Annotated in this window: 18 protein-coding genes and 1 other annotated feature; of the genes, 2 read left to right on the top strand and 16 right to left on the bottom strand. The window is 39.5% G+C overall.

Translation table 11 applies throughout. The features are described from left to right. Window positions 1-181: 181 nt before the first annotated feature. The 8 genes from K6G87_RS12775 to arfA form a co-directional block, all read right to left on the bottom strand. Complete coding sequence (locus tag K6G87_RS12775; protein WP_296837903.1) at window positions 182-523, bottom strand: hypothetical protein; 342 nt, start codon at window positions 521-523, stop codon at window positions 182-184. An 81-nt stretch (window positions 524-604) separates the two neighbouring features. Continuing rightward, a complete protein-coding gene (locus K6G87_RS12770; protein ID WP_296837900.1) occupies window positions 605-1,015 on the bottom strand; it encodes a YwqH-like family protein in 411 nt (136 codons plus the stop codon). 106 nt (window positions 1,016-1,121) lie between these two features. Beyond that, window positions 1,122-1,427 (bottom strand): WXG100 family type VII secretion target, encoded by a 306-nt coding sequence (locus K6G87_RS12765; protein ID WP_296837898.1) that lies wholly within the window; start codon window positions 1,425-1,427, stop codon window positions 1,122-1,124. Window positions 1,428-1,472: 45 nt separating this feature from the next. Next, window positions 1,473-1,781: a WXG100 family type VII secretion target gene (locus K6G87_RS12760; RefSeq protein WP_296837895.1), complete on the bottom strand. Its 309-nt coding sequence runs from the start codon at window positions 1,779-1,781 to the stop codon at window positions 1,473-1,475. Between the two features lie 91 nt (window positions 1,782-1,872). After that, the gene (locus tag K6G87_RS12755; RefSeq protein WP_296837892.1) at window positions 1,873-3,675 is read right to left on the bottom strand and encodes a trypsin-like peptidase domain-containing protein; all 1,803 of its coding nucleotides are present in this window, start codon (window positions 3,673-3,675) and stop codon (window positions 1,873-1,875) included. A 305-nt stretch (window positions 3,676-3,980) separates the two neighbouring features. Then, on the bottom strand, window positions 3,981-7,529 hold the full coding sequence (locus K6G87_RS12750) for a glycoside hydrolase family 2 TIM barrel-domain containing protein (protein WP_296837889.1): 3,549 nt from the start codon (window positions 7,527-7,529) through the stop codon (window positions 3,981-3,983). Between the two features lie 146 nt (window positions 7,530-7,675). After that, a complete protein-coding gene (locus tag K6G87_RS12745) occupies window positions 7,676-11,998 on the bottom strand; it encodes an Ig-like domain repeat protein (protein WP_296837887.1) in 4,323 nt (1,440 codons plus the stop codon). A gap of 453 nt (window positions 11,999-12,451) precedes the next feature. Next, window positions 12,452-13,960 carry an arabinosylfuranosidase ArfA gene (gene arfA / locus K6G87_RS12740; protein WP_296837884.1) on the bottom strand — a complete coding sequence of 503 codons (1,509 nt, stop codon included), beginning with the start codon at window positions 13,958-13,960 and terminating at the stop codon, window positions 12,452-12,454. Between the two features lie 216 nt (window positions 13,961-14,176). Here arfA and K6G87_RS12735 point away from each other — a divergent pair, with 216 nt between their 5' ends. Continuing rightward, window positions 14,177-15,565, top strand: coding sequence for an MBOAT family O-acyltransferase (locus K6G87_RS12735; RefSeq protein ID WP_296837881.1), 1,389 nt, complete (start codon window positions 14,177-14,179; stop codon window positions 15,563-15,565). A gap of 97 nt (window positions 15,566-15,662) precedes the next feature. Then, entirely contained in the window at window positions 15,663-16,751 is a 1,089-nt protein-coding gene (locus K6G87_RS12730) for an SGNH/GDSL hydrolase family protein (protein ID WP_296837878.1), read from the top strand. A gap of 124 nt (window positions 16,752-16,875) precedes the next feature. Here K6G87_RS12730 and K6G87_RS12725 read toward each other — a convergent pair whose 3' ends face one another. The 8 genes from K6G87_RS12725 to K6G87_RS12690 all read right to left on the bottom strand — a co-directional run. After that, the gene (locus K6G87_RS12725) at window positions 16,876-17,469 is read right to left on the bottom strand and encodes a double zinc ribbon domain-containing protein (protein ID WP_296837876.1); all 594 of its coding nucleotides are present in this window, start codon (window positions 17,467-17,469) and stop codon (window positions 16,876-16,878) included. A gap of 167 nt (window positions 17,470-17,636) precedes the next feature. Further along, window positions 17,637-18,428: a tryptophan synthase subunit alpha gene (trpA, locus tag K6G87_RS12720; protein WP_296837873.1), complete on the bottom strand. Its 792-nt coding sequence runs from the start codon at window positions 18,426-18,428 to the stop codon at window positions 17,637-17,639. 12 nt (window positions 18,429-18,440) lie between these two features. After that, window positions 18,441-19,628, bottom strand: coding sequence for a tryptophan synthase subunit beta (gene trpB / locus K6G87_RS12715; RefSeq protein ID WP_296837871.1), 1,188 nt, complete (start codon window positions 19,626-19,628; stop codon window positions 18,441-18,443). 128 nt (window positions 19,629-19,756) lie between these two features. Then, entirely contained in the window at window positions 19,757-20,437 is a 681-nt protein-coding gene (locus K6G87_RS12710) for a phosphoribosylanthranilate isomerase (RefSeq protein WP_296837868.1), read from the bottom strand. Window positions 20,438-20,553: 116 nt separating this feature from the next. Continuing rightward, window positions 20,554-21,381 (bottom strand): indole-3-glycerol phosphate synthase TrpC, encoded by an 828-nt coding sequence (gene trpC, locus K6G87_RS12705; RefSeq protein WP_296837865.1) that lies wholly within the window; start codon window positions 21,379-21,381, stop codon window positions 20,554-20,556. A gap of 203 nt (window positions 21,382-21,584) precedes the next feature. Then, window positions 21,585-22,604: an anthranilate phosphoribosyltransferase gene (gene trpD, locus K6G87_RS12700; RefSeq protein WP_296837863.1), complete on the bottom strand. Its 1,020-nt coding sequence runs from the start codon at window positions 22,602-22,604 to the stop codon at window positions 21,585-21,587. A gap of 151 nt (window positions 22,605-22,755) precedes the next feature. Continuing rightward, window positions 22,756-23,041 (bottom strand) — a binding site (T-box leader). Window positions 23,042-23,323: 282 nt separating this feature from the next. Beyond that, window positions 23,324-24,796, bottom strand: coding sequence for a GGDEF domain-containing protein (locus tag K6G87_RS12695; RefSeq protein WP_296837860.1), 1,473 nt, complete (start codon window positions 24,794-24,796; stop codon window positions 23,324-23,326). A 1,108-nt stretch (window positions 24,797-25,904) separates the two neighbouring features. Then, window positions 25,905-26,201: DNA gyrase C-terminal beta-propeller domain-containing protein (locus K6G87_RS12690; RefSeq protein WP_296837858.1), on the bottom strand; the 297-nt coding region annotated here is incomplete at its 5' end.

Below are 26,201 nucleotides of genomic sequence, written 5' to 3'. Positions count from 1 at the left end.
GTATGTGTGTCATCATCTACAAATGCCTTAAGTTTTAGTATTAGTGTATCTGACATGGCTAGAAAAGTGTTGTACTTTGTCTGACATGCTGTAAAGTACTCTGTCAGCTTTTCAAGATCCCATGTGATTTCCCCGTTTCCTGTTGCCATTTATTGTCTCTCCCTTTCAATATTCAATATCTTTAATTATCTGAACTTGCACCTGATGTCCATTCATCATGCGTTTGTGTAAGATCTTCATCTGCTTCTGAGTCTATTTCAAGATATTCTTCCTTGATATCTGTCATGAGCGTTGTCAGCTGTGCTACTTCTGTTTCAAGATCTTTAAGTACAGCTACTACTCTCACATCATAATCCTGGTAATCCGGAACCACATCATTACTTGCAGCATAAGAATCCGGTTCCTCTGCATCTGCAGTTTCATCAATGATTTCTTTTCCCGTATCTTCTATTCCGCTTACAATAGTCTCATAAGTATCTACATCTATTTTGATTGGTTCTGTTGATCCTGCTCCATCCGGCATTCTTATATCCTCCTATAAATCGTAACTATATACTATAAATATATAATTTATTGTTTTTATATATCTACGCTTCCATTTTATTTATGAAGTAGTGGACGTAGTAGTTGTACTATTTACACTCTCACAGTTATCAAGCTCATTATTAAGTTCTGTAAGTCGATTTTTTTCTGTTTCAATCATCTCACTTACAACTTCAATAGCATTTGCAATATCGCCTTCAAGATCTGTTACTTCACCCTCATAATAACTAATATAACTGTTGGCTGTTCCATGTCTGATATCTGTATTGTTTTTATTAAAGCCCGCCCAATCGTTATTTTCTTCAAAATCATACTCATCGACAGGTGTTTTGACATTATCATTAAGGTCTGTATGATCTGTTGCCAACTGGTCCTTATATGCCTTAAGCTTTTCTAATATCGCTTCCAGTTCTTCTATCTTAGCTTCGCATGCGCTAATATCACTTTCTATCTCTGCTCTACTCCGTCCCATATCTTCCTCCATTTATAATAATTATTTATAGTCCCGAAATTGGCTGTGACACCAATTCCGGGTAAGTTCTAACCAGCTTGTAAATACATTATTACAGCTATTACTCTTATGAATAAGAAAGAGAACTTGATGCTGTCTGGTCGATTGTATCCATATTGCTAGCTGATACCTGAACATTGCTTCCAAGGATCTCAAGCTGCTCAACGTACTGTTTAAGATCGTTATAAAGATCATAAAAGGTATCATCAAGTGTTGTTGATGCTGCTCCGTCTGTATCATCTACAATTGTATCTACTACTGTCTTAGCTGTGTCGATGTATCCTTGCAGAGTCTCAGCAAAAGTTGATAATTGACTACCTGTAGATGATACTTCTTCTGTATTAGCGCGAATTGCGTCTGAACCGTAACTCATTTTGTTATCTCCTTTTCTTTAGTATTATTTCTAACATTGTTTTGATCAGCCTTCGCCGCCGTATGCTTTCGCACCTTCTGAGGCAGCTTCTTCATAGCCTTCCTTGGTTGTCTTAACCCATGAGCTTATTGCTCTCAAATTTTCTGACATATCAGCCATCTTTGTAGCTAAGTTATTAAGATAATCTGTAGCTGCTGTTGCTTCGATACCCTGCCAGTTTTCTTCCAGTGGTCCCTGTAATCCTGATACACTTGTTACAAGCTCATCCATGTTACCTGCGACAGTTTCAAGTGAAGTTACTTGAGTCTCAACATCTGAGACGTTCATTCCTACATATCCGCTAGTTTCTGCCATTTTTAGTTCCTCCTTTTAAACTTTTACTTTTCTTATTTATATAAATGCACGTATTTACGGCAAATATATCATTTTTATTATTTGTATATGATCACTTTCTATAGCCAAATTCCTCATCTGCGATCAGGATGGTGTCTCCATAATGGATCTCATTAGCCTGCCCCTGAGCTAATCGCTTTCCATTTAGAAATGTTCCGTTAGTAGAACCTAAGTCAGTAATGTATATTACTCCGTCTCTGGCTTCTATGACTGCATGCTGTCTGCTGATCGCACTATTATCTTTGATACACAGATCAACATGAAGACTGTCTTTACCAATTGTATATTTGGTCTTGTCTATAACATGATTCTCACCATTCTTACGTCTTAGCAGATTACCATAATATGTGAATCGCTTACTTTGAGGTGTTGCACTTCCAAGTACTGTCGTAGCATTACTGTCTCCGCCACCAAGAATTGATGTATCTGATGAACCTGTCATTCCTTGTGCTGCTACATTTGGTGTTCCCTTCACAATCTGATCTGCGTTAGGAATTACTGCTTTCTTTTTTTCAGGAAGATTATTATATCTTCCTGCACCATCAGGAATTTCTTCTTTAGGCTTTTTGTTTTTCTTCTCTTTGGGGACTTTTGGCTTCTTTTCCTTATTTTTGTTCAATATCATTACCAGAAGTACAATAATAACAAGGACTATTCCTACGCCAAGTCCGATCATTGCTATATATATCCATTTAGGTATTTCCTGATTGATTATCACTTTTTCTGTTGTCACGGTACTTGCTTTATTTGCTGCTGCCTGCCTTGATGCTTCTGCCGCTGCAGATGCCTCCATCGCTGCATTTTCTGCTTCTTCCTGCTCTATAAGATCAGTCGTTGTAATCTTACTATATGTGATTCCAAGAGCATCAAGTATTATGACAAGTTCTGCACTGTCAACTGAGCAGTAGTATCTTCCATCTTTCTTCTGCTCATTTATTCCTATTACATAACCTTTTTCGTTAAGGAGTGGTCCTCCACAGTTATTACCGGTTATAAGACAATCATGCTCTACAACATGAATATCATTATAGGTTTTGTTATTAGCTATACTTCCCGATGACATTGTTACATCATCCTGATCATACATTACGGTATTTCTGTCATACCTTACTGCAAACGGGAAGCCCAGCGCATATACTGTTTCTGTCGCTTTATAAGGCTTTTGGCTTTCAATTTCATCAGATGTAAGAATTGTAAGTGGGGTTCTGTTATACAGCGGCTGTGAAAGTTTTAGTATTGCAATATTTAGCTCAGGGCTTCTTGTAACTACAGTTGCTTCTATTGTTATATCGCCTTGTACAACTACCTGGGCTTTCAAGTCTATCTTGTCCCATTCATCCTCTTCTTCATCTACACCAATGGTAGCAAATGCATCATCTCTTGTTGGCTTTGTTGGTGCTACGACACTGTTTGTAGTAATAACATATTCACCATCCTCAGTATTTCCTATCAGAAATCCTGTACATCCAAGTATGATATGCTCTTTGCCAGCATCATCTGTATATATACTATTAACCTGTACTATTCCTTTGGTTGCATCTGCAACATTTTCGGTCATTGGTGCCGAAAGATCTATTTCTTCATCCTCAAGACTGCTACCAGTGCCTGAATCATTACTTACATCGCTGTCATCAGTTGTTGAAGCTTGTGTATCCGTAGCCTCTAAGGAACTTGCAGCCATAGATTCTACTGATGACTCTTCTACAGTAGCCGTGCTTTCTTGTACAGAAGAATCACTTTCAGAACTACTAAAGCCTTCAGCACTTGTCGCCTGCACAGGTGACATCATGATCATGCTACTTACTAAGACTGTCATAATTCCTGCAATAATTCTTTTACATATAGACTTGCTCATTTCCCGCTCCTTGAACTTGTTACAGTATATATAAATATCTCTGAATTTTTTCTCTCAAATGCTTTCGCTATTATACATATTTTTTTACTCTTGTGGGTGATTTTCCGACGAAACGACAAAAATATGCGACGAACTGCATATGCATTGTGTACAATGCAATTTTTCTTTGAATTTTATCCAAAAAACCTGATAAATTTTTGTTAAAATTTTAGATTTCTATATACGCAAAAACAGCGCCATTAACAGGTTATGCTAATTGGCGCTGCAAAACATAATTTTGACATCTACATCATAATATTTCTTTTTTATCTTTCAAATCTGAAGCTCTTCATGTCGAAGTTACTTCCCGGAAGGAATACGAAAGTAATAGTACCGTCACCTTCTATTCTGCTTATATCAAAAGTATACTCTGTGATATCATCTGAAGGCTCAACTTCCAGTATTTCTCTTGTGTTGATGCCATCCCCGTCGAATAGGATATGGATAGTATTTCTTTCATCTCTGGCTCTTCCGCAGATTGTTACTTTGGATGGCTTTTCATCACCAAAATTCATGTCCTTATATACCAGAGATACATTATTGCCTATTCCGGCTACCATATCTTTTCCTTTGGTATAGGTATCACCATAGATTTCATCAGCATCTATGGCAAGAAGGCTTTCAAATGCTCTCTTATTCTTTTTGAATTCAAAGCCCTTTAGATGGAGCTTGTCCCAGGTTTCAAAGCTCAGATTGCATACTCCTGTAAGCGGCTTTTTAAGCTTCCAGGTGACTTCCTGATATACATTCCACATAGGCGGCTTATCATAGATTTCATCGGCAAGCACTTCTCCATCTGACAATATTTGGATCCTGTTAGCTCCTCCATCAAGCGAGAATACAGGTATAGTGATCTCATCAGCGCTATCTTTTCCGAAGTCAAGCTTATCGTATGTGACAAGGGTTCGCTGGCCTCTTGCAGTTGCAACGCCTTTGTCATTACCATTGCCGACTTCTCCTTCAAAGCTTTCATACAGGCTTCCTGCTACAAAGCTGTATGGGTCAAGGAATGCTGCTCCAAGTCCTTTAGCTTCAAAATCCATATATGAGATGATCCTTGTCTTTCCACTTCCGTTATCAGAAAGTGCTCTTAGATAGAATCTTCCATCTCCCTTGGCTTTTATAACTGCTTCATTACCGGATACTTCAAGGTCTGCCAGATTGGATCTTACTCCAAATTCTGTTACTACCTGGAAGGTTATATCTTTATAGCTGGCGTTATCCGGCAATATTTTTGCGCAGACTTTTATTTCTTTTTGATCCTGATCAAAAAGGCTGCTGCCTTTTTCATTTATAAGTTCAATCTTCCTTACAGGGATTTCATCCTTTTGTCCCAGGACTATTTCTGTATCACCACTTGCCTGTGTTACTTCAAGAGGCTCGTAGCACACTATACTTTGAGTATCATAATTATCAGAATTGTCTCTGACTACATACCTTGTACCTTTTTCATTATCACCTACGCTCTTAAGTGTAAGTGTGGCTTCTTCAAGACCTCTGCTTTGTACAGCGATACTTATATCGCCTTCTTTATCAGTAGCTTCTATGATCGCAAGAAGCTTGCCTCCAAAGAGCCTTCTGCTTATTCCCTTATAGCTGTCAAGATCAGAGCTGTCGCCATTATCAAGTCCTACCAGTCTTCCTGCTCCTGTAACTTTTACATTTACTCTGTTCTGAGCATTTAATACCTGAACGCCATTTTTATCAAGGGCAGATATTTCTATAAAGGCAAGGTCTCTTGTATTAGCAATAAGCTTTATTTCTTTTTCCAAAGGATCTATAAAATTGTTGCCATATGACGGCTTAAGTTCGAGCTTTACTGCATCTTCAAAGCTTCTTATAACATCACTTGCACATACATTACCATCTTCATCAAGAGCCCTGGCTTCAACTATACCTTTTGTATATGGGACCTGAAGATTCCATTCTATCCTGCTTCCTGACCCGGGCTTATTGGATAACTCGCAGCTGCCCATGTTCTGGCCATTTATGTACAGCTCTGCCTTCGGTGCGTTAGATACTATCTTAAGATCTATAGTCTGACCTTCATTGAAGTCCCAGTAGGAAGGGCATATATGGATCATTGGAGCCTTTTTGTAGTCTGTCCATGCAGCCTGCCACTCATAATAAGCATCTTTGGCAAATCCCGCCGTATCTATCTGACCAAAGTATGAGTTCTTGGTATGATATGGAGTTGGCTCACCTATATAGTCATAACCTGTCCACAGGAACTGCCCCATTGAATATGGTGTGTCTCTGTCTACTCTGATACAGCTTTCTATACTTTTGGCACCCCAGCTTGTCTGGCTGTTACCAAGGCTTGAACACTGCTCATCATCATCAGAGAGAACACTTGCTGATGCCGGGAAATGATATATGCCCCTGCTCTGAACTATTGAAGATGTCTCACTTCCGTAGATAACCCAGTCAGGGTGAGCCTTATGGTGCTCTTCATAATACTTCTCAGCATAGTTATATCCTGCAATCTTCAGTATATCTGCGCACTTTCTTGCATTCTCCCAGGGCATGTAGTTAGATCCGATAGTAGGATATGCATTGCAGTTATGATCATATTTGCGGACAAGGTCAGAGAGTTCTTTGGTGATCCTTTGTCCGTCATCATCTGCATGGGTATCATAAATTTCATTACCTATACTAAAGAATGCGACACATGCATGGTTTCTGTCGCGGCGAACCCAGCTTGCCACATCTTTTTTATGATATTCGTCAAAAAATCTTGCGTAGTCATATGTTGTCTTTGGTTTTCTCCACATATCAAATGCTTCTGATATGAATATAAAGCCCATCTCATCAAGAAGATCAAGAACGTCACATGCTACCATGTTGTGGGTTCCGCGAAGGGCATTAACACCCATTTTCTTGAGCATGATCAGCTTTCTTCTCATTGCTTTTGAATTATAGGCACTTCCCAAAGCTCCCAGATCATGATGTTCACATACACCATTTAATTTAATATTATTGCCATTTATGATAAATCCTCTGTTCGGATCAAGTTCGATGCATCTAAATCCAGTTCTTGCCCTATATTCATCCTGTACCTGGCCATCAAGAACGAGCTCGACTTTTATGTTATAAAGATTAGGATCTTCAGGATCCCATGTCTTTGGAGCCTTAACCAGATATTCGTTTATATATCTGTATCTTTTAATTCCGCTTTCAAGGTCTTTGTAATCGCAGTCAGGAGCATCTGTAAGAGTGCAATTATCACCGGTTTCCAGCTGTTCATACGATACGCCGTCAATGACCGCTTTTATCACCGCTTCCTGTGCTCTTGTTCCGCATACTTCTGACTCTACTCTAAGGACGAAGTCATCTCCCTGCGGTCTTGATGATATATAAACTCCATCATTAGCAAGACAGGTTTCACCAGTAATATTGAGCCATACATCTCTGTATATACCGGCACCCGAGTACCACCTTGTGTTGGGGTTTTGATATCTTGTTGATACAGTTATATTATTGGTTCCTGTGACCAGATACTGTGTTATTTCGAAGGTAAAAGAAGAATAGCCATACTTCCATATCCATGCACTTTGTCCGTTCACATAGACTTCGCTGTCCATGTATACTCCTTCGAAAGTGATAAAACATCTTTTTGAAGATTCCTGATCATATTCAAAATCCTTGGAATACCATCCCATACCATCTCTATAAAGGTCTGTACTGTCATATATAAGATAGTCATGAGGTATCTCAACTTTCTTAAAGTTTCCTTTTAATTTTTGAATATCTTCATATGAGGTACCAAGATCAGTTTCAAGGAATTTCCATCCTCCGTCGAATAAATATCTCATCTTTCTGCCTTTCTTTATCTGCTGTTATCTGACATGCTCCCATGGTCAATACCCGGGGTTTTCGTTGCAAATTTAAACACAATCCTTTATATGATAGTACAAAAAAACAAAGAGTTGAACAGTCAACTCTTTGTTTTTACTGATTTTTATTCTTTTGTCTTAGGTAGTTTTTTCTTACGATACAGATATATACCTGCTGCTGATGTACCGGAAACTCCTATAAATCCTCCTGCTACTGCTGCCCATACCTTAAATGGATCCGGCTTTGGATTAGGTACAACAGAATCTATTTCTTTAATTAGTGGAGCTTTTTCATCTTCTATTAACTCCTTAGCATTTGAAGCTACCAGAATATTGTTATAATCAAGCTCTGACTGATTACCTGCAACGTCTGTTGTGAGGATCATTACATTCTGTCTTTCTTCCAGTCCGGGAATGGTTACTGTTAAGTTTCCACCATTATTATCAATATCTTCTCCTGTAAATGAAACCAGCTCACTAAGTTCACTCTGTCCTGTATATACTACAAGGCTTTCGATTCCCATGTTGTCGGTTACATTTATGATGAAATCATGTTCCTCTTCCTCGTATACTCCTTCTTCCTTAATGCCGGAAGTTACTACGGAAGGTGCTGTAGTATCAACTGCAAACTCGATCTCTTTTTCCGCAGAACGGTTATCCTGAGTATTGGTAGCTCTATCCTTGGAATATACCATTACGGAATAGTTGCCGTCTTTTTTGAAGTTGTCTTCATTAAGTGTATAGGTCATTGACTTCCATGACTTATCATCACCTTCAGTAGTTACTGTGTAGTCTCTTCCTTCGCGGAGTACTTCACTGTCTCCGTCTCTGTCTACTGAAACCTCTTTATAAGTCAGGCTGTCTACGTTGATCTCTGTAATGCTTACTTCTACAGGCTCATTGGTGTAGTACTTGTCAGTAAGCTCCTGTGTGCTTTGACTTATGACATATACAGAACCATATCTATTAACAGAGAATACAAGTTCGTCTTCTGTTACATTACCTGCCATATCTGTGATACTAACGCTAAGTGTATACAGATCATCTGTCTCTTTGTTATAAGCAAAGTCGCTATAAGAGATGGTTACAGTGTCTGTTGTTACAGTCTGAACATTGTCCTGAGAGACTTCGCCGTGATTAGCTCCTGTTAATGTAACAACTGATGCGCTCTGATCAATGTTAACATCCTTATAGATAAGGACTGGAGCAACTTCTGAGTTATTAGCAGAATAGTTCTCAACTCCGCTAAATGTTATATCAGGCGCTGTCATATCAATAACGAATATATCACTTGTATATATCTCGGATTTATTGCCTGCAAGGTCAGTTACTGTGATCGTGTATCCATATTTACCATCTGTGTCAAAAGACATTGAAGAAGTATACACATCCTTACTTGCATTCGCTTTAAACGCTGCATTCTTTGGAAGTGCAGACATAGCCACATCATTGTCTGATGGCTGGATATCTATTACTACAAGACTTTCATCAAAAGACTTTTCATCAATCTGAATAGTTGCTGTTCTTGATGCATTGTAATAGAATCCGTTCCTTACATCATCATTGTCATAGGTTACTGTAACTACCGGTGCTGTAGTGTCAATTATGAACAGGCTTATTGTATATGTCTCAGACTCATTGCCTGCCTTATCAGTTGTCTTAAATGTAAAGTCGTATCGTCCGTCATTGTTAAAAGAAACTGTCTTTACATATGTCTGATCGCCGCTTGTGTTCCAGTCTCCTTCAGAAGGAGCGTTATCAGGTGCATTAATATTGAGCTCACATTTGCTGCTGTCAAAAGTATAGTCCTTAACAGTGATAGTAGCTGTTCTTGATGCATTGTAATAAATCTCATTCATTGGAGAGTTATTATCAAAAGTAATTGTTACAACAGGTGTAGTGCGGTCAATAGTGAATCCTTTACCTGTATATGTATCAGATACGTTTTGAGCTCTATCAGTTGCCTTTGCAGTAAGCGCATATTCGCCGTCTTCTGTAAGCTCAACTTCTGCTGTCCATATGTCTGAGCCTTCACTATTGGTCCATGTAGAAACAGGAATATTTACGCTTGTTCCATCTGCCTTGGTTCCTGTTATTACAGCCTCTATGCCATCCTGCAGAAGATGCTTATCTTCAATCTTGAGACTTACTATAACAGTTTCATTATAGTAGCTCTGATCCTTGCCCTGAGGAGTAACGCTTGATCCGCCTGATGTATAAGTTACAGTGATCACAGGTGCGATTGTATCTACTACAAAATAAGGTCCATCAACAGTATCTGCTGCGTTACCGCTCATATCTTCAGCATCTGCGCTAAAGAAGTAATCACCGTCTCCTGTACTTGAAAATGTATATTCTGTAACTGCTCCAAGCTCATTATTAACTTCATCAGGCTGTGAGAGAGAAGCTTTCATATATCCTGACTTCTCGCTGAGCTTTACTTCTTTTATATATCTTTCTGTTACAGCAAGCTTACCTGTAACATCGTGGTTGTAGAAATATGTTGTACTTGCAAGATCTGTGGCGTATCCTTCTGAAAGACTCTCGCCATCAAGCTCAGTGAAGTTTATAACAGGCTTTACGTTGTCTATTACATAACTTACCGGTTCAACCTTGCCTTCATTAACAAGAGTTACATTACCGGCTGCGTCTATAAGCTTTACATTAGCTATATATACAGGTCCTTCATTATTGCTTATGCCAGGAAGATCAATACGGATATCTTCACATTCATCTGTATCGCCGTCAGTAATAGCCACTTCACATGGCATACCATCACCATCAAGTGGATACTCATCGTTATATAATACGTATGAAAGTTTTACTATTCCTGATGCAGCTACTTCTTCGTTTTCTTCTGAATCCTCAGAACCTGTAGATATTGGAGGATCATAGCTTTCTGACGTATCTATTTTAAGTGTAAGGCCGGCTGTAGAATATACAATCTTCTCTTCTGATCCGCCAAAACTGTATTCTCCTGTTACTCCATCATCGCTTTCATAATTAACCTTTATATTCTGAGCAACAGGGCTTGTGCTATCGATCTTTACATAATAGTAGCCGTTTCTTCCTTCTGAATCAGTCTTATTATTTATTCCGTTAACTACGCAGTTTACAAAACGGTCACCCTCAGATGAAAGTTTATATATTCCATACTGGTCTTTATCATTTGGAAGATTAAATGTTACTGTAAATGTTGTCTTTAGACATCTGTATGTGGTATCAACATCTCCTTTTATTTCTTCTCCGTCAACTTCATTACCATCCTCATCAATCTGGATAAGAGAAATATTTATTTCGTCTGTATCAGAAATAATTGAAACATATGAAGTAAATTCTATAGTCAAAGAAACCTCTGGATCATCAACGCCCTGAAGTGATATCCATGGGTCATCACTATAAGCAGATGTTTTATTATTACCTGCTGACAGAATACGATTATAATTTGTAACATAGTTAACAGTAGTGCTTTCTTCATTACCACTGTTATAATAATTCTGTTCTACAGAGATTTTGTAGAATACCTTTTGACCATCTTCTGTAGTTGCATCATCACTATTGTATGAATCACTATGATCTTTTTGATCTTCTGCTGTTATTGATACTACCTGATAAGCACCCACTTCATCTGGGAATGTATATGTATAATATCCATTTCCAGTATGCTCCATAGTGCATGACTTTTGTGTATTGCTTGTTAGATCAATATATGTGATTGTGACTGTAACATCTTTTACTGCATCATATGTTACTGTCTCTGTAGTTGATGAAGCTGCGGTCGAAGCCTGATCAGAACTTACTTTTTTATCTCCCTGATACCATACATGTGCAGATATAGTAACAGCATCTCTGGTTCTTAATACGCTGTCTTTATCATATCTGTAATCATCACCCTCTTTAGCGCCATTAGCATATTTAAGCTCAACCTCAGATATATTTAAGGATAAATTGGCTAATTCTCTTTTAGAACTAAGTACCCTTGGCTTATCATCTGTTGATGCTGTAGATGCTGCATCTGATGAGCTCTCTGTTGATGCTGTTGATGCTTCATTTGATGAGCTTTCTGTTGATGCTGAATTTGATACATCTGATGAGTTTTCTGCTGATGCTGAAGATGCTGCTTCTGATGATCCATCTGCAGATGATGATCCTGTCGAACCTTCTGTTCCTGCATCAATTGTAGAATCTGTGTCTGCATTATCTGATAATGAATTTGTCTCCGGATTGCTATCTTCCAGTAATCCTCCGGCATCGGCATTATTTGGAGTAGTATCACCGCCTTCATCATTATTAGAATCAATATTTTCAGATATTGTAGGTTCGTCAGTCCCTTGATCTCCCCCGGTTTCTGCAAGTGACTGTATCTTACTCATGCCAATTACTATAAAGCATGCAGTAAGAAGAGCTGTAACTCTCATAAACAAGTTACCTTTTTTACTATGAAACACTTTTTTATCCTCCTTGAATAACCCTCTCTATAAGCATCCGCTTCCAAGTGATATTTATATGTCACTCGGCTTTCAGGCACAAAAAAAGCTGCAAAGATCCATCTTTGCAGCTAAACCATCTTGTTACTATTTGTAATTCCTGTTACTAAAATTGGTTACACCAAAAAACTTCGATTACTTACTTATCAAGATTTACAGCTTTGCGTCCGCCCGTCACCGAAAAGCGTTTGCCCATAAAAATACTAAATTAAATCTTGAATAATAATATATTATTGTTTCTTTTTCGTCAATACATTTATGAGAATTAACGAATATTCGAACATCCCTGTTCTCCGTATATACTGCCGTTAGGAATTTTGAATTCCCTTAAACTTCAAATATTTTACCTTTTTTGTTTCCATGGGTGTACGTTTTTTCGTTGCAAAACAATTTTCATCAGACTATATATTTCTTTCACTTACATAATCTGATAACGTTCCAGCTTCTTGCAGGAAGAAGGCTTGTAAGTGCTCCGTTATCGAACTTTGTACCATTATAGGATACAGGAGCTACATTATCAGGATTCTCTTCTGTATTAATAGCCTTAAGATCTTCATGTGTGAGCATGATATGCTCCTTGACCTTATAATCAGCGAACTGACGAAGATCTGCACTAAGCTCGAAATCATTCTCAAGATCCTTGTTAACAGCGAAGATAGTAACTGTCTCGTTCTCCTCATCCTTTACAACAACACTGTCAATATAAGGTGCATCGCCGTGCTTGGATTCATATGTAGGAGTCTTTACTACAGATGTAAGAACTGTACCTCTTCCATAGTTACTTGCATGCATGTAAGGATAGAAGATTGTCTGCTTCCATGCTCCTGTGTCTGATGTCATGATTGGTGCTATTACGTTTACAAGCTGTGCAAGACATGCGATCTTAACTCTGTCAGCATGGCGCAGGAGAGTGATGAGCATACTTCCTACAAGGAGTGCATCTTCAAAGTTGTAGATATCTTCAAGCTGATGAGGATGCTCGATCCACTTCTCAAGCTTCTTGTCCTGCTCGTTGGAGTGATACCATACATTCCACTCGTCAAATGAAAGGTTGATCTTCTTTTTGGACTTCTTTATAGCCTTTACATAATCACATACAGATACAACGGCACTGATGAAATTGTCCATGTTAACAGAAGATGCCAGGAAATCAGGTGTGTTGTTATCCTGGTTGCCATAATATGTATGAAGTGAGAGATAATCGATTGTATCGTAGCTCTCTTCAAGTACTGTTGCTTCCCACTTGCCAAATGTAGGCATACCCATATTTGAGCTTCCGCATGCTACAAGTTCAATAGAAGGATCGATCCACTTCATGAGCTTACCTGCTTCATTGGCAATACGTCCGTACTCGTAAGCTGTCTTGTGGCCCATCTGCCATGGTCCGTCCATCTCGTTACCAAGGCACCATAACTTGATATCGAATGGCTCCTCAGCTCCATTTTTGCGACGCATATCAGAATACAGGGTATTCTTCTTGATATTACAATATTCAATAACATTCTTGGCATCTTCGATTCCACGTGTACCAAGGTTTATTGCATACATTGTCTCTGTTCCGGCCTTCTTGGACCAGTTCATGAATTCGTGAAGTCCGAACTCGTTGGTCTCAACTACACCCCATGCAGGCTCGATGCGGTGAGGACGCTGATCTACTGGTCCTACGCTGTCTTCCCAGTGAAAATCAGATACGAAGTTTCCACCCGGATATCTTACGATCGGCACTCCGATCTCTTTGATAAGTTTAATTGTATCTTCACGAAGTCCGTCTTTATCAGCGAACTTGTTACCCGGCTGGTATATTCCCTCATATACAGCGCGTCCGAGATGCTCGATAAAAGAGCCATAGATTCTCTTATCAACTTCGCCGACTTCAATGTTCCTGTCGACAAAAAGTGTTGCCTTTTTAACTTCTTTACTCATTTGAACCTCCCAGTCTTTCCAAAAACTGCTTATTGTATAACGTTAAGGTTATTCTAAAATATTTTAGGATAAAAATATAGTCATTTTTTGTCCTCTTTATCTCAAAAATAATCATTTTTAATCCTTTAATGTTTGTGATAGTATAGATTCATGGTTTTTAATTCATTTGGGTTTATCTTCATATTTTTGCCACTGCTTCTTGCAGGATGGAACCTGTTGCTCAATCTGGGACACAGGCGACTTGCTATACTCTTTATTACTGTAATGAGTGCGGTGCTTTATGGTATGTTCAACTGGAAGTATCTTCTTATAATAGGTATTTCCATGGCTGTGACATATCTTTTTTCCTATATTATTAAGATCAAAAAGAGTCTGTCAAAGCTTATCACCTTTATCGCGGTAGTGTTCCATGTCGCGGTTCTTGGCTACTTCAAATATACGGATTTTCTTGTGGAAAATATAAATGCCGCTTTTAAGACGGATCTGACTTTTACGGCTATTTTGCTTCCTGTTGGTATAAGCTTTTACACCTTTTCCCAGATTGCATTTGTAATAGACAGATACAGGGGCGATATCGAGCATTATGACTTTTTGAGTTATGCCTTCTATATTCTGTACTTCCCCAAGATCATGCAGGGTCCTATCGCCTTCCCTAAAGAGATCATCGATCAGACAAGGGATATCGATAAGCTCAAATTTGACTCTGACAGATATGCCCGGGGTATTATTCTTTTTATCATAGGTCTTTCCAAGAAGGTCCTGATGGCGGATACTATTTCGCTTATTGTCACTTACACCTACACTCAGGCCTATTACCTTGATACTTTATGTGTTGTGATCGCCGGTATCGCTACGGCTCTTAATATTTATTTTGACTTCTCCGGATACTGCGACATGGCGGATGGTATTTCAAGGATGCTTGGTATTGAACTTCCTTTGAACTTCAATTCGCCCTTTAAGGCTTCAAGTGTGCAGGAGCTGTGGCAGCGATGGCACATAACACTTTCAAGATTCCTTACAAGATATGTTTATTTTCCTCTTGGCGGAAGCAGGGTAGGAGTAGTAAGAACTGTTTTTAACATTCTTCTTATATTCTTTATTTCCGGGCTTTGGCATGGGGCTGGCTGGAACTATGTTGTATGGGGCCTTGTTAATGGCGTCCTTGTTATTTTTGATCATTTCCATAAGAAAAAGATCCTTCCTGCCAAGGTTAGAGTTGTACTGACTTTCCTCTTTTTCTCCTTCAGCGTTATTATCTTCCAGGCGCCAAGCCTTAATATCGCAGGGGTTATGATAGGGAAGTTGTCCTTCTTTACTTTCCCGGGATTTTTGTACAGAACAGCTTCAAACCTGACTTTATCTGAATTGTACGTGGTAGAAGAGGCTTTGCAGCTTCTTGCCCCTTCAATGCTTAATATTTACTATCTGGTGCTTATGATTATCATCCTTGCATTTTCTCTTTATCTTATGACAAGGCCTAATGCCAGAGAGATAGCAGACAGCAGTACCTTTAAAAAGAGTCAGATCGTGATGCTTTCAATACTGGCAGTACTTTCAATATTGTCACTGTCCAACGTTCAGACTTTTATTTATTTTACTTTCTGATCTACTAAAAGATCACAACTGTTCAGTGTTCAGACTTATATATACTTTAAGTTCTGACTGTAGTAACTGATCACAAATATCATTTGGTGAGGAATTTATGAATACACCTAAGATGTTTATCCAAAAAATACTTATCGGCATTATTGCACTTCTTTTAGTATGTGCTCTTGTCGTTGTCATATTCGATCCTTTCTATCATTACCATGGTCCTATCTTTGGTATGACTCCTGTTCTTACTGATAAGGAGTATCAGTGCGTTGGCACTCTTAGAAATTTTGATTACCAGGGACTTATTGTCGGATCCTCTGTTGCAGAGAACAATAACAACAGCTGGTATGAAGAGGATTTTGGCTGCGATACTGTCATAAAGGCTATCCGTTCTTATGGCGCAACTGCCGATCTTTGCTACCTTTTGGATGTTGCCTTTGAAGAGCATGATCCTGAATATGTCTTTTATTCAATAGATACGACTTCTCTGTCGGCATCTCCTGAGCCTACCTATGAGACAACCGGATCGCCTACATACCTTTATGATAAAAATCCTTTCAATGACTATACATATCTTTGGAACAAGGATGTTCTTTTCAAAAAGATTCCTTATATGCTGGTACAGTCTCTGTTTGCAGGTTATGACGACAATCTGTCCTATAACTGGGAAGAGGGTAAGGTATTCTCCGAAGAGGCCATGCTCAGCCATTATGCAAGATCATCTACTATATCTGAGATGAAAAAAGAGGATGCGTACATAGATAATCTTACAGCTAACATAAATCTTCTTACTACTGAGGTTGAGAATCATCCGGATACGAACTTCAAGTTCTTCTTCCCGGCTTATTCGATCCTCTTCTGGGACAGCGCTTACAGATCCGGCGACTCGGATGCTTATCTGTATAATGAAAAGATGGCTATAAAGGCTCTCTTACAATATGACAATGTTGAAGTTTACTATTTTAAGGATAATGAAGAGATAACTTCCAACCTTAACAACTATATGGATACTCTTCACTTTACTTCTGAGATCAATCATTATATGGAAGAGCAGATGGCAGCGGGAGAGTGCAGGGTTACTGAAGATACTGTAGATGCACTGTTTGAATCCATGCACGAATACGTAGATAAGATAGAGAACGAACTGGTCAAGTACTACGAAGATAACGACATGTTCCTGTATGATGTGGCGTTTTAACCAGTTCAAACTTCGCACATATAAATGCTTGATTTTCCTTACAATTTGAATATCTTGGGCAAAAAAATCCATGGTGACGAATCACCATGGATTTTCTATGTCTTATTTTAATATCTTTGATCGATCAAAGTGTGTGTCCGCAGTTCTGGCAGAACTTCTCGCCTTCGTTATAAGGTGTTCCGCACTGTGGGCACATATGTACAGGTGCTGCTTCTTCTACAGGAGCTTCAGCTGCTGGTGCCTCTGCTGCAGGTGCTTCCTGATTAAGTGGTGTTCCACAATACTGACAGAACTTATCTCCAGGTGTGTTCTCCTTACCACAGCTTGGGCATGGATTTACAGGCTGGATCTGAGGTACAGGCATCTTGCTTCCACAATTAGGGCAAAATGCTGTTCCCTTTGCTACAGCGCTTCCACAGTTAGGGCAGATCTGCTCGTTACGAAGATCCTGAAGCTGCTTGTTGAGTGAATCAATCTTTTCATCGATGCTGTCCATATCAGCGATTACTGCATCATAATCCGGTTCTGCACTGCCAGGATTCTTTTTATAGTTGTATAACAGCTGACCAAGCTTTACGATATCTGCTTCTTTCTGCTGCTGTGCAGCCTTGATATCCTGATTGAGTTTGTTGGTCTCCATAAGGTCATTAGCCTTCTGGTTAACTGTTGCTGCTCCTTTTGAAATGCTGTCCCCGAGTTTTTCAAAGAAATTTGCCATTAGTTCTTCCTCCTGAAATTAAAACTTCCAATATTTATATTTTATAAATAATTGCTATTGAGATTATAGCATATAGATTTAACATGTGTTGTGTTTTTTTGACGAATTAACAGTTTTATTTCGCGAACTGCACAAATTTAACCAAAATCATGTAAACTCACCATCAACTAAAGGCAGTCGTTTACGCCTTCCTTAAGCTGCTTTACAAAGTCTGATACATAAGGAACGCAGTCCTTGCCGTATTGACCTACGATCTTAACGATTGCTGATCCAACTATTGCACCGTCTGACTTTGCTGCCATTTCCTGCGCCTGCTTGGGTGTGGATATTCCAAAGCCGACAGCAGTAGGTATGTCAGATACTTCTCTTACTGCAGCTACCATATCTGCTATGTCTGTTGAGAATTCTTCTCTTACGCCTGTAACACCAAGTGATGATACAACGTATAGGAAGCCCTTTGCATCCTTGGCTATCATCTTGATCCTTCCCTCTGATGTTGGTGCTATAAGGGAGATCATAGATATTCCATATTTATCTGCAACGTCTTCGAATTCTGCCTTTTCTTCATAAGGGATGTCCGGTACTATTACGCCCAGCATTCCGCTTTCAACGCAGCGCTTCATGAATTTCTCTTTTCCATAAGCAAAAATAGCATTTGCATATGTCAAAAATACCATAGGAACTTTAACGCTTCCTTCTTCATGCAGCTCTTTTAACATATCGAAAAGCTTATCTGTTGTAACGCCTGCAGCAAGGGCTCTTTCATCTGCTTCCTGAATTACAGGGCCTTCTGCGATGGGATCTGAGAATGGGATTCCGATTTCTATAAGATCGCTTCCTGCATCCTGAAGTGCTATTATAAGCTTTTTGGTTGTATCAAGGTCGGGGTCGCCGCCTGTTATAAATGGAATAAATGCCTTACCATTCTTGAAGGCATCTGCTATCTTAATCTCTGACATTTTAGTCCTCCCTTAATCCTGAAGATTCTCGCCGCGATAACGTGCAATTGCTGCAACGTCCTTGTCTCCGCGTCCTGAAAGGTTGATGACCATGATCTTGTCCTTGCTCATGGTAGGTGCAAGCTTCATGGCATAAGCAACTGCATGTGAGCTCTCTATTGCAGGGATGATTCCTTCTGTTCTTGAGAGATATTCAAATGCCTGAACAGCCTCTTCATCAGTAATTGCAACGTATTTAGCTCTTCCTATATCTGCAAGATATGCGTGCTCCGGGCCAACTCCGGGATAATCGAGACCCGCTGAGATTGAATATACCGGTGCGATCTGTCCATCATCATTCTGGCAAAAAAGTGACTTCATTCCATGGAAGATTCCGAGCTTACCTGTAGCCATTGTAGCTGCTGTTCTTTCTGTATCAGCACCTTCACCTGCTGCCTCACAGCCTATAAGCTCTACTTCTTTATCTTCGATGAAATCATAGAAAGCTCCGATAGCATTTGATCCTCCACCTACGCAGGCAAGAACCGCATCGGGAAGCCTTCCCTCTTTTTCCAACATCTGAGCCTTTATCTCTTTGGAGATGACTGCCTGAAAATCACGAACGATGGTCGGGAATGGATATGGTCCCATAACTGAACCCAGAACATAGTGAGTATCCGCTACGCGTGTGCTCCATTCCTTCATTGCTGCGTTAACTGCGTCCTTTAAAGTTCCTGTTCCTGATTCAACAGCATTGACTTTGGCTCCAAGGAGTTTCATTCTGTATACGTTAAGGGCCTGTCTTTCTGTATCGAGCTTGCCCATGAATATCTCACATTCAAGTCCCATCAGTGCTGCAACAGTAGCAGTAGCAACGCCGTGCTGACCTGCACCTGTCTCTGCTATGACCCTTGTCTTGCCCATGCGCTTTGCAAGAAGACACTGTCCAAGTACGTTGTTGATCTTATGTGCACCTGTGTGATTAAGGTCTTCACGCTTAAGGTAGATCTTGGCTCCACCAAGATCCTGTGTCATCTTCTTGGCTTCATATAAAAGAGAGGGACGTCCTGCGTAGTTATTTAACAGATCTGTAAGTTCTGCATTGAACTGCGGGTCATCCTTATATTTGTTATAGGCTTCTTCCAGCTCATTGATTGCATTCATGAGTGTCTCAGGAACGTACTGGCCACCAAATTGTCCGAACCTGCCTTTTGTTTCCATATTAGTTAATTCCTTTCTTAATATATTGATTGCATAGCTTACACAAGCTGTGACTATTGCCTGTAAATTTACACAAGTTGTGATTTCAGTATTTAAGTTTATACAAACTGTGATTGCGGTCTTTAAGTTTATACAAACTGTGATTGCGGTCTGTAGGCTTCCATAACCCTCATCAGCTTTTCAACTTTCTTCCAGTCCTTGTGTCCATCGGTTTCTACAGATGTTGATACATCAACTGCATATGGTCTTGACTGGGCAAGTGCCTGCGTAATGTTATCAGCAGAAAGCCCCCCTGCAAGAAAATACGGTTTATTTAGCTTTGGTATCATTGACAGATCAAATCTTGTTCCGGTTCCTCCCGGGAGATTCTCTTTATAGTTATCTAAAAGAAGCATATCTACAGGAAGATTTTCAGCGTCTTCAAATTCAGATCCATCCTTGACTCTTATGGCTTTCATTATAGGAGCGCCCTGACCGAATTCATCATAGTGCCTTTTCTTGTCAGGTCTGGATGCTGCGATCTTGTCCCTTAGCTGTCTTATATATTCTGCATCTTCGTGTCCGTGCAGCTGGATTATCTGGATTATGGCACTGTTATACAATTCTACAATGTGATCCATGTCATCATCTACAAATACTCCGACAGTGGGAATTGAGATATCCAGTGTATTTCTAAGCTCCCCAGCCATCTGATCTGTCAGATAATGTCTTGTCTTTGCAAAAACAAGTCCGCAGTAATCCGGCTTGAACCCGTTCATTATTACGCAGTCTTCTTTGGTCATAAGTCCGCAGATTTTAATCTTAACCATAGCTTGTCCTCTTATATTTCTTTTGATTGCTATTTATATTCCTTTAAGGATTGTAACATTCCAGTCTTTTCCTTTAAGCCTCTATATCATTTTGTCTACTTCTTTAAGACTTTGAATCATTTCCTGTCTACATTTTTAAGCCTTTGTATCATTCCTGTCTTATCATTTGAGCGCATCATTGTCTCTCCGATAAGTACTGCATTAACACCGGCTTCCTTAAGTTTTACCATATCTTCTTCAGTCTTTATGCCGCTTTCTGCTACAAATATCTTGTCAGATGGGACCAGACTTCTGAGTCTTATGCTATTGCCAAGGTCAACAGTAAAGTCTTTTAAATTCCTGTTATTGACTCCTATGATCTGTGCTCCAATCTTAAGGGCTCTTAATACTTCTTCCTCATCATGGGCTTCAACTATTACAGATAGACCAAGTGATGTCGCAAGTTCATGAAAAGCTCTAAGATCGTTGTCATCAAGTATGGCACATATTAAGAGTATAGCAGATGCTCCATATACTTTGGCCTGATATATCATATATTCATCTATTGTAAAATCCTTACGTAGAAGGGGAGTAGTAACTCCCGCTTCCAGTATATCTTTTATATAATTTATATTACCTTTGAAATAGTCAGGTTCTGTCAGTACTGAAATTGCATCAGCGCCTATCCTTTCATATTCTCTGGCTATATCTGTATATGGGAAGTTCTCTGCTATAACTCCCTTGGACGGAGATGCTTTTTTTACCTCACAGATAAAATGAATACCCGGGCCTTCAAGAGCCTTCTGAAATCTGAAATCTCCGGCTGCGCCTGCGTCCTTAGCGCTTTTTGCTATTTCAAGCCTTCTGATTTCAAGGGCCTTTTCTTTCATCTGTTCTCTAGTTATTATATTCATTTCTGCTGCCAGACGCTTCTTGGTAGCAGCTACAAGATCATCAAGTATCATACCTGTCTCCGTAACTTATGTTGTGCGATTTACTGCATAATCATTGTTATTTCTGTAGTTTGAGCTGCGCTTTATTCTGCATGATTATCGTTGTCTTTGTAGTTTGATCTGCACTTTAATTTGCATGATCATCGTTGTCTTTGTAGTTTGAGCTGCACTTTACTCTGCATGATCATCGTTATTTCTGTAGTTTGAGCTGCGCTTTACTCTGCATATTTGTTTGTTGCCTCTACAAACTTGTTAAGTGTTTCAAGGGCTTTGCCTGAATCTATGGTCTCTCTTGCCTTAGTTACTGCATCTGCCATGGAGATTCCATCTATTCCAAGATAGATTGCAAGAGCTGCATTAAGTATTACATCATTTCTCTTAGGTCCCTGTTCCTTGCCTGAAAGGATATCGCGTGTGATCTGTGCGTTTTCTTCAGGTGTTCCACCGATGAGATCTTCAAGCTTGCAAAGCTTAAGACCGAATACTTCTGGTGAAAGCTCGTATGTGTGAAGATTGCCTTCACGGATCTCACATACTGTTGTAGGACCTGTAAGTGTTACTTCATCAATTCCGTCGCTTCCGCAAACTACAACGCCTCTTGTAACTCCAAGATTTGAAAGAACCTGTGCAAGCGGCTCAACAAGCTTTTGATCATATACACCCATTACCTGCATCTTGGCTGCTGCCGGATTGGTAAGAGGTCCAAGGATGTTGAATATTGTTCTGATACCAAGCTCCTTACGAACAGGTGCTGCATATTTCATGGAAGAGTGGTACTTCTGTGCGAAGAGGAAGCATATTCCTGCTTCATCAAGAACCTTCATCATCTGATCAGGCTCAAGTGTTATTGTTGCTCCAAGCTTTTCAAGGACATCTGCTGCACCTGACTTTGAAGATACACTTCTGTTGCCGTGCTTAGCTACAGGCACACCTGCTGCCGCAATTACGAAAGCAGAAGTAGTAGATATATTGAAGGTTCCAACAAGATCTCCACCTGTACCTACGATCTCCATAACTTCTGTGCTTGGCTGAACCCTGATTCCTTTTTCTCTCATTACATTGGCACACGCTGTTATCTCAGTTACTGTTTCACCCTTCATGCGAAGTGCTGTAATGAATGCTGCTATCTGTGCCGCGGTTGCTGTTCCATCGAACATCTCACTCATTGCAGCTTTTGCTGTCTGCTCGTCAAGATCTTTACCTGCTACTACCTGTGCGATTGCTTCTCTAATCATTTCTTTTCCTCCGTTTTGATGATGTTAATAATGTGCTCATACAGTCCGCTTTATATAAGCCTTCTAGTATGGCGGTAAGAAATTTTGAAGCATTAGCTTTTGATCAGATTCTTATACCTGTAATAAAAAAAGCCTCTGCCTCAGTTACTTTAACTGGGACAAAGGCTTTGAATATACATTCATCGCTTCTGCGGTACCACCCATTTTGGCGTGTGATCTTTATGTCACATACCCACTCTTTTCAGATACTTTGTATCGTCTCGAACAACATATCTGCCTGGCTGATAACGGTTCAGGTTCCCGTCAGCACCTACTCGGAAGTCCCTTTCAGGCTGCCCTCACAGGTCCATTCGGTATTTCGTCATTACTGTCTCACACCAACCGACAGCTCTCTGCAAACAACATCCACACTTACTCGTCCTGTTCAACGGTTTAGCTAATTATTTTTGCTTTAATGAAATAAAGTATAAATTCTAGAATAATAAAAGTCAATCAAATTTGCTATTTTATTTCAAATGATTAAATTCGCTACACCGTATATTAATTTCATCTTGTGTTTGTTGCATTATTATCATCATACAAGCAGGCTTAAATCATGCCTTGACTCATACCTTAAATCTTGTCTTAACTCATGCCTTAGATCTTGTCTTAGCTCATGCCTTAGATCTTGTCTTAGCTCATGCCTTAGATCTTGCTTTAGCTCATGTCTTAATTCTTGTCTATATCATATTCTTCATGTTCTTAAGGCTTTGGTCCGTTTCCTTGATCATGTCTTCAAGTCTGTAGCCCTTACTGTATTCGAACTGACTTATCACGAACATAAGATGAATTGTATAAGGCTTATCCTGCTCGGCCATAAGCCTTGCATTCTGCTGCTGCATCGATGCCCTGAGATTATCGATTTTATCCTTTTTGTCCGTTATCAGCATTACTGCAAATTCGTTACCCCTTATCCTGCCAATGACTGCCTGCTCGCCGAATACATTGTGAAGTACAACTGCAGTTCTTTTCACAGCAAGATTACCTTCCTGCCTTCCATACAGATCATTGATGATCCTTATCGTATCAAGATCGACGTAGGAGATGAGAGCGTAGGTTCCATCGACATATTCTTTTTGCATATAATCATAAGCTTTAGTAAAAAAGCCCCTTCTGTTATACTCACCAGTCATGAAATCGCGCTCGCCAAGACGGTCGAGGATCGTATCGCTCCTTTCAACCTCTTCCTGAAGCGCCATGATCTCTTCTGATACAGTCTTTAGAAGGTAATCTTTGTAGGCATCATTGATCGCGAACCTTATAACTTCAAACATAAGATTCTCGAAATTCGGGATCATAAAGTTAGTATTTATCTTGATCGCAATTATTCCATTCTGGTTTTCATTGTAAAAAAGCGTTCTGACAAGCCAACCACCCGGATTTGTAGCTTCCTCTGTAGATTCATCTATGGTATTCATGGTATCTACGATTGTGCCCTTTGGAAGCTCAACATTCTTGCCATCCCTAAGAAGCCCCTTAACAAGCATTCTCTCAGGCATGATCCACGGCTCTTTGGGCGTATTACGTATACCATCTCCATACATGAGAATTACTGCATCTTTGATACCACCAAGCGCCAGAATATTTATGATCTTTTTGAAAATATCTACGCCTTCACTTGAAGTAAGAAGTATCCTTTCTGTTATGATTCCCAGCTGCTTCATGGAATCAGCAGCCGTTATTTCAATAGGCGGAACGCACAGATCATCGGATGGGAGAGGAAGTTCACCCATCTTAATATAATGTTCAATATCAAGAACTGCTTGATAACCCTGCTTTCTATCATGCTTAAGCCAGGGATTGTTTATAGTTTTATATGTTCCAAAATCAGATAAAACAAGATACGGGATTTTTTCAGAAATGAACTGGCCGAGGAATTTTTCTTTGTCATAATCTGATATGTCCTGACCTATTGTCTCTATGTCTATTAATAGCCCATCAAAATTATCACTGCTGATATATTCAAATACTAAATTTTGCTGATAGTCAAAACTTTCATTATCATTTTTCTTCTGCTCATCAGACCAAAAGCGCCCTCCCGGCATTATAGTAAGAAGTACGCCTTCCTTTTCCGCAGCACGGATCGCACCGGCACAGAATTCACATATTTCTTCATTTTTTAAATCGGATACTAACAGACCTATTCTGAGCATGGCTTTACTCCTTTATAAAGAGTGAGGTTAATAGAAGACAGCTACTAATTTTATTTCTAATCGCATTCTACAAATATATATCGGCCTGACAGCCATCTTTATTTACTTAATTTAAACTTCGCAATTAAAATATGCTTTTCTTCCTACGAAAACCCTTGTTTGCACCTTTTTCGTGGGAAAGTTATTCCTGAAAATGCCTTATTTCTTGATTTTTTTCCTACGAAAACCCTTGTTTACACCTCTTTCGTGGGAAGACCTTGCCTGAAAATACTTTAATTCCTGATTTTTTTCCCACGAAAACCCTTGTTTTCCTCTTTTTCGTGGGAAGACTTTGCCTGAAAATGCCTTATTTCTTGATTTTTTTCCCACGAAAACCCCTGTTTTCCTCTTTTTCGTGGGAAGACCTTGCCCGAAAATGCCTTATTTCTTGATTTTTTTCCTACGAAAACCCTTGTTTACACCTCTTTCGTGGGAAAGTTATTCCTGAAAATGCCTTATTTCTTGATTTTTTTCCTACGAAAACCCTTGTTTTCCTCATTTTCGTGGGAAGACCTTGCCTGAAAATGCCTTATTTCTTGATTTTTTTCCTACGAAAACCCCTGTTTTCCTCTTTTTCGTAGGAAGGCCTTGCCTGAAAATACCTTAATTCCTGATTTTTTTCCTACGAAAACCTCTGTTTTCCTCTTTTTCGTGGGAAGACCTTGCCCGAAAATGCCTTATTTCTTGATTTTTTTCCTACGAAAACCCTTGTTTGCACCTTTTTCGTGGGAAAGTTATTCCTGAAAATGCCTTATTTCTTGATTTTTTTCCTACGAAAACCCTTGTTTTCCTCATTTTCGTGGGAAGACCTTGCCTGGACATGACTTATATCTTGTCTGATCAAGCCCAATCCTTTTTCCGCCACCTTAATCTAAAAAAAAGCCCCATGATATATGCGCTGCATATATCATGGGACCTTATCTTAAGAATCAATCCTCTGATTCTTTATCATTTTTTTCGATACCCTAAATCTTATAACTCTTCATCATTTTTCGATGTCCTCAATCTTACGACTCTTCATCGTTTTCGATATCCTAAATCTTACGACTCTTCATCGTTTTTGATGTCCTCAATCATCTGATTCTTCTTCGTTTTCTTCGCTGTCCTCGATGTCTTCTGAGTCATAGTCGTTTTCTTCGATATCTTCTGATTCGTAGTCATCATCGGATGAAACAGGCATTTCTTCACCTGTATCTTCCATGGCATCGTCCATGTTCTCATACTCGACGCTTCCGTCAGATACCTTCTCACGAACCTTTGCGATACTTACAACGCTTGCACCGTCATCAAGCTTTATAAGTCTTACGCCTGATGTAATACGGCTGTAAATTGATACATCGCTCATTCTAAGCTGAATGATAGTACC

This window comes from Butyrivibrio sp., assembly GCF_024699075.1.
This window is presented reverse-complemented; position numbering and strand designations above follow the sequence as displayed.

Coding starts and splice junctions, on each gene's coding strand:
- K6G87_RS12775 (WP_296837903.1), bottom strand. CDS start 523: ATGCCGGATGGAGCAGGATCAACAGAACCAATCAAAATAGATGTAGAT.
- K6G87_RS12770 (WP_296837900.1), bottom strand. CDS start 1,015: ATGGGACGGAGTAGAGCAGAGATAGAAAGTGATATTAGCGCATGCGAA.
- K6G87_RS12765 (WP_296837898.1), bottom strand. CDS start 1,427: ATGAGTTACGGTTCAGACGCAATTCGCGCTAATACAGAAGAAGTATCA.
- K6G87_RS12760 (WP_296837895.1), bottom strand. CDS start 1,781: ATGGCAGAAACTAGCGGATATGTAGGAATGAACGTCTCAGATGTTGAG.
- K6G87_RS12755 (WP_296837892.1), bottom strand. CDS start 3,675: ATGAGCAAGTCTATATGTAAAAGAATTATTGCAGGAATTATGACAGTC.
- K6G87_RS12750 (WP_296837889.1), bottom strand. CDS start 7,529: ATGAGATATTTATTCGACGGAGGATGGAAATTCCTTGAAACTGATCTT.
- arfA (WP_296837884.1), bottom strand. CDS start 13,960: ATGAGTAAAGAAGTTAAAAAGGCAACACTTTTTGTCGACAGGAACATT.
- K6G87_RS12730 (WP_296837878.1), top strand. CDS start 15,663: ATGAATACACCTAAGATGTTTATCCAAAAAATACTTATCGGCATTATT.
- K6G87_RS12725 (WP_296837876.1), bottom strand. CDS start 17,469: ATGGCAAATTTCTTTGAAAAACTCGGGGACAGCATTTCAAAAGGAGCA.
- trpA (WP_296837873.1), bottom strand. CDS start 18,428: ATGTCAGAGATTAAGATAGCAGATGCCTTCAAGAATGGTAAGGCATTT.
- trpB (WP_296837871.1), bottom strand. CDS start 19,628: ATGGAAACAAAAGGCAGGTTCGGACAATTTGGTGGCCAGTACGTTCCT.
- K6G87_RS12710 (WP_296837868.1), bottom strand. CDS start 20,437: ATGGTTAAGATTAAAATCTGCGGACTTATGACCAAAGAAGACTGCGTA.
- trpC (WP_296837865.1), bottom strand. CDS start 21,381: ATGATACTTGATGATCTTGTAGCTGCTACCAAGAAGCGTCTGGCAGCA.
- trpD (WP_296837863.1), bottom strand. CDS start 22,604: ATGATTAGAGAAGCAATCGCACAGGTAGTAGCAGGTAAAGATCTTGAC.
- K6G87_RS12695 (WP_296837860.1), bottom strand. CDS start 24,796: ATGCTCAGAATAGGTCTGTTAGTATCCGATTTAAAAAATGAAGAAATA.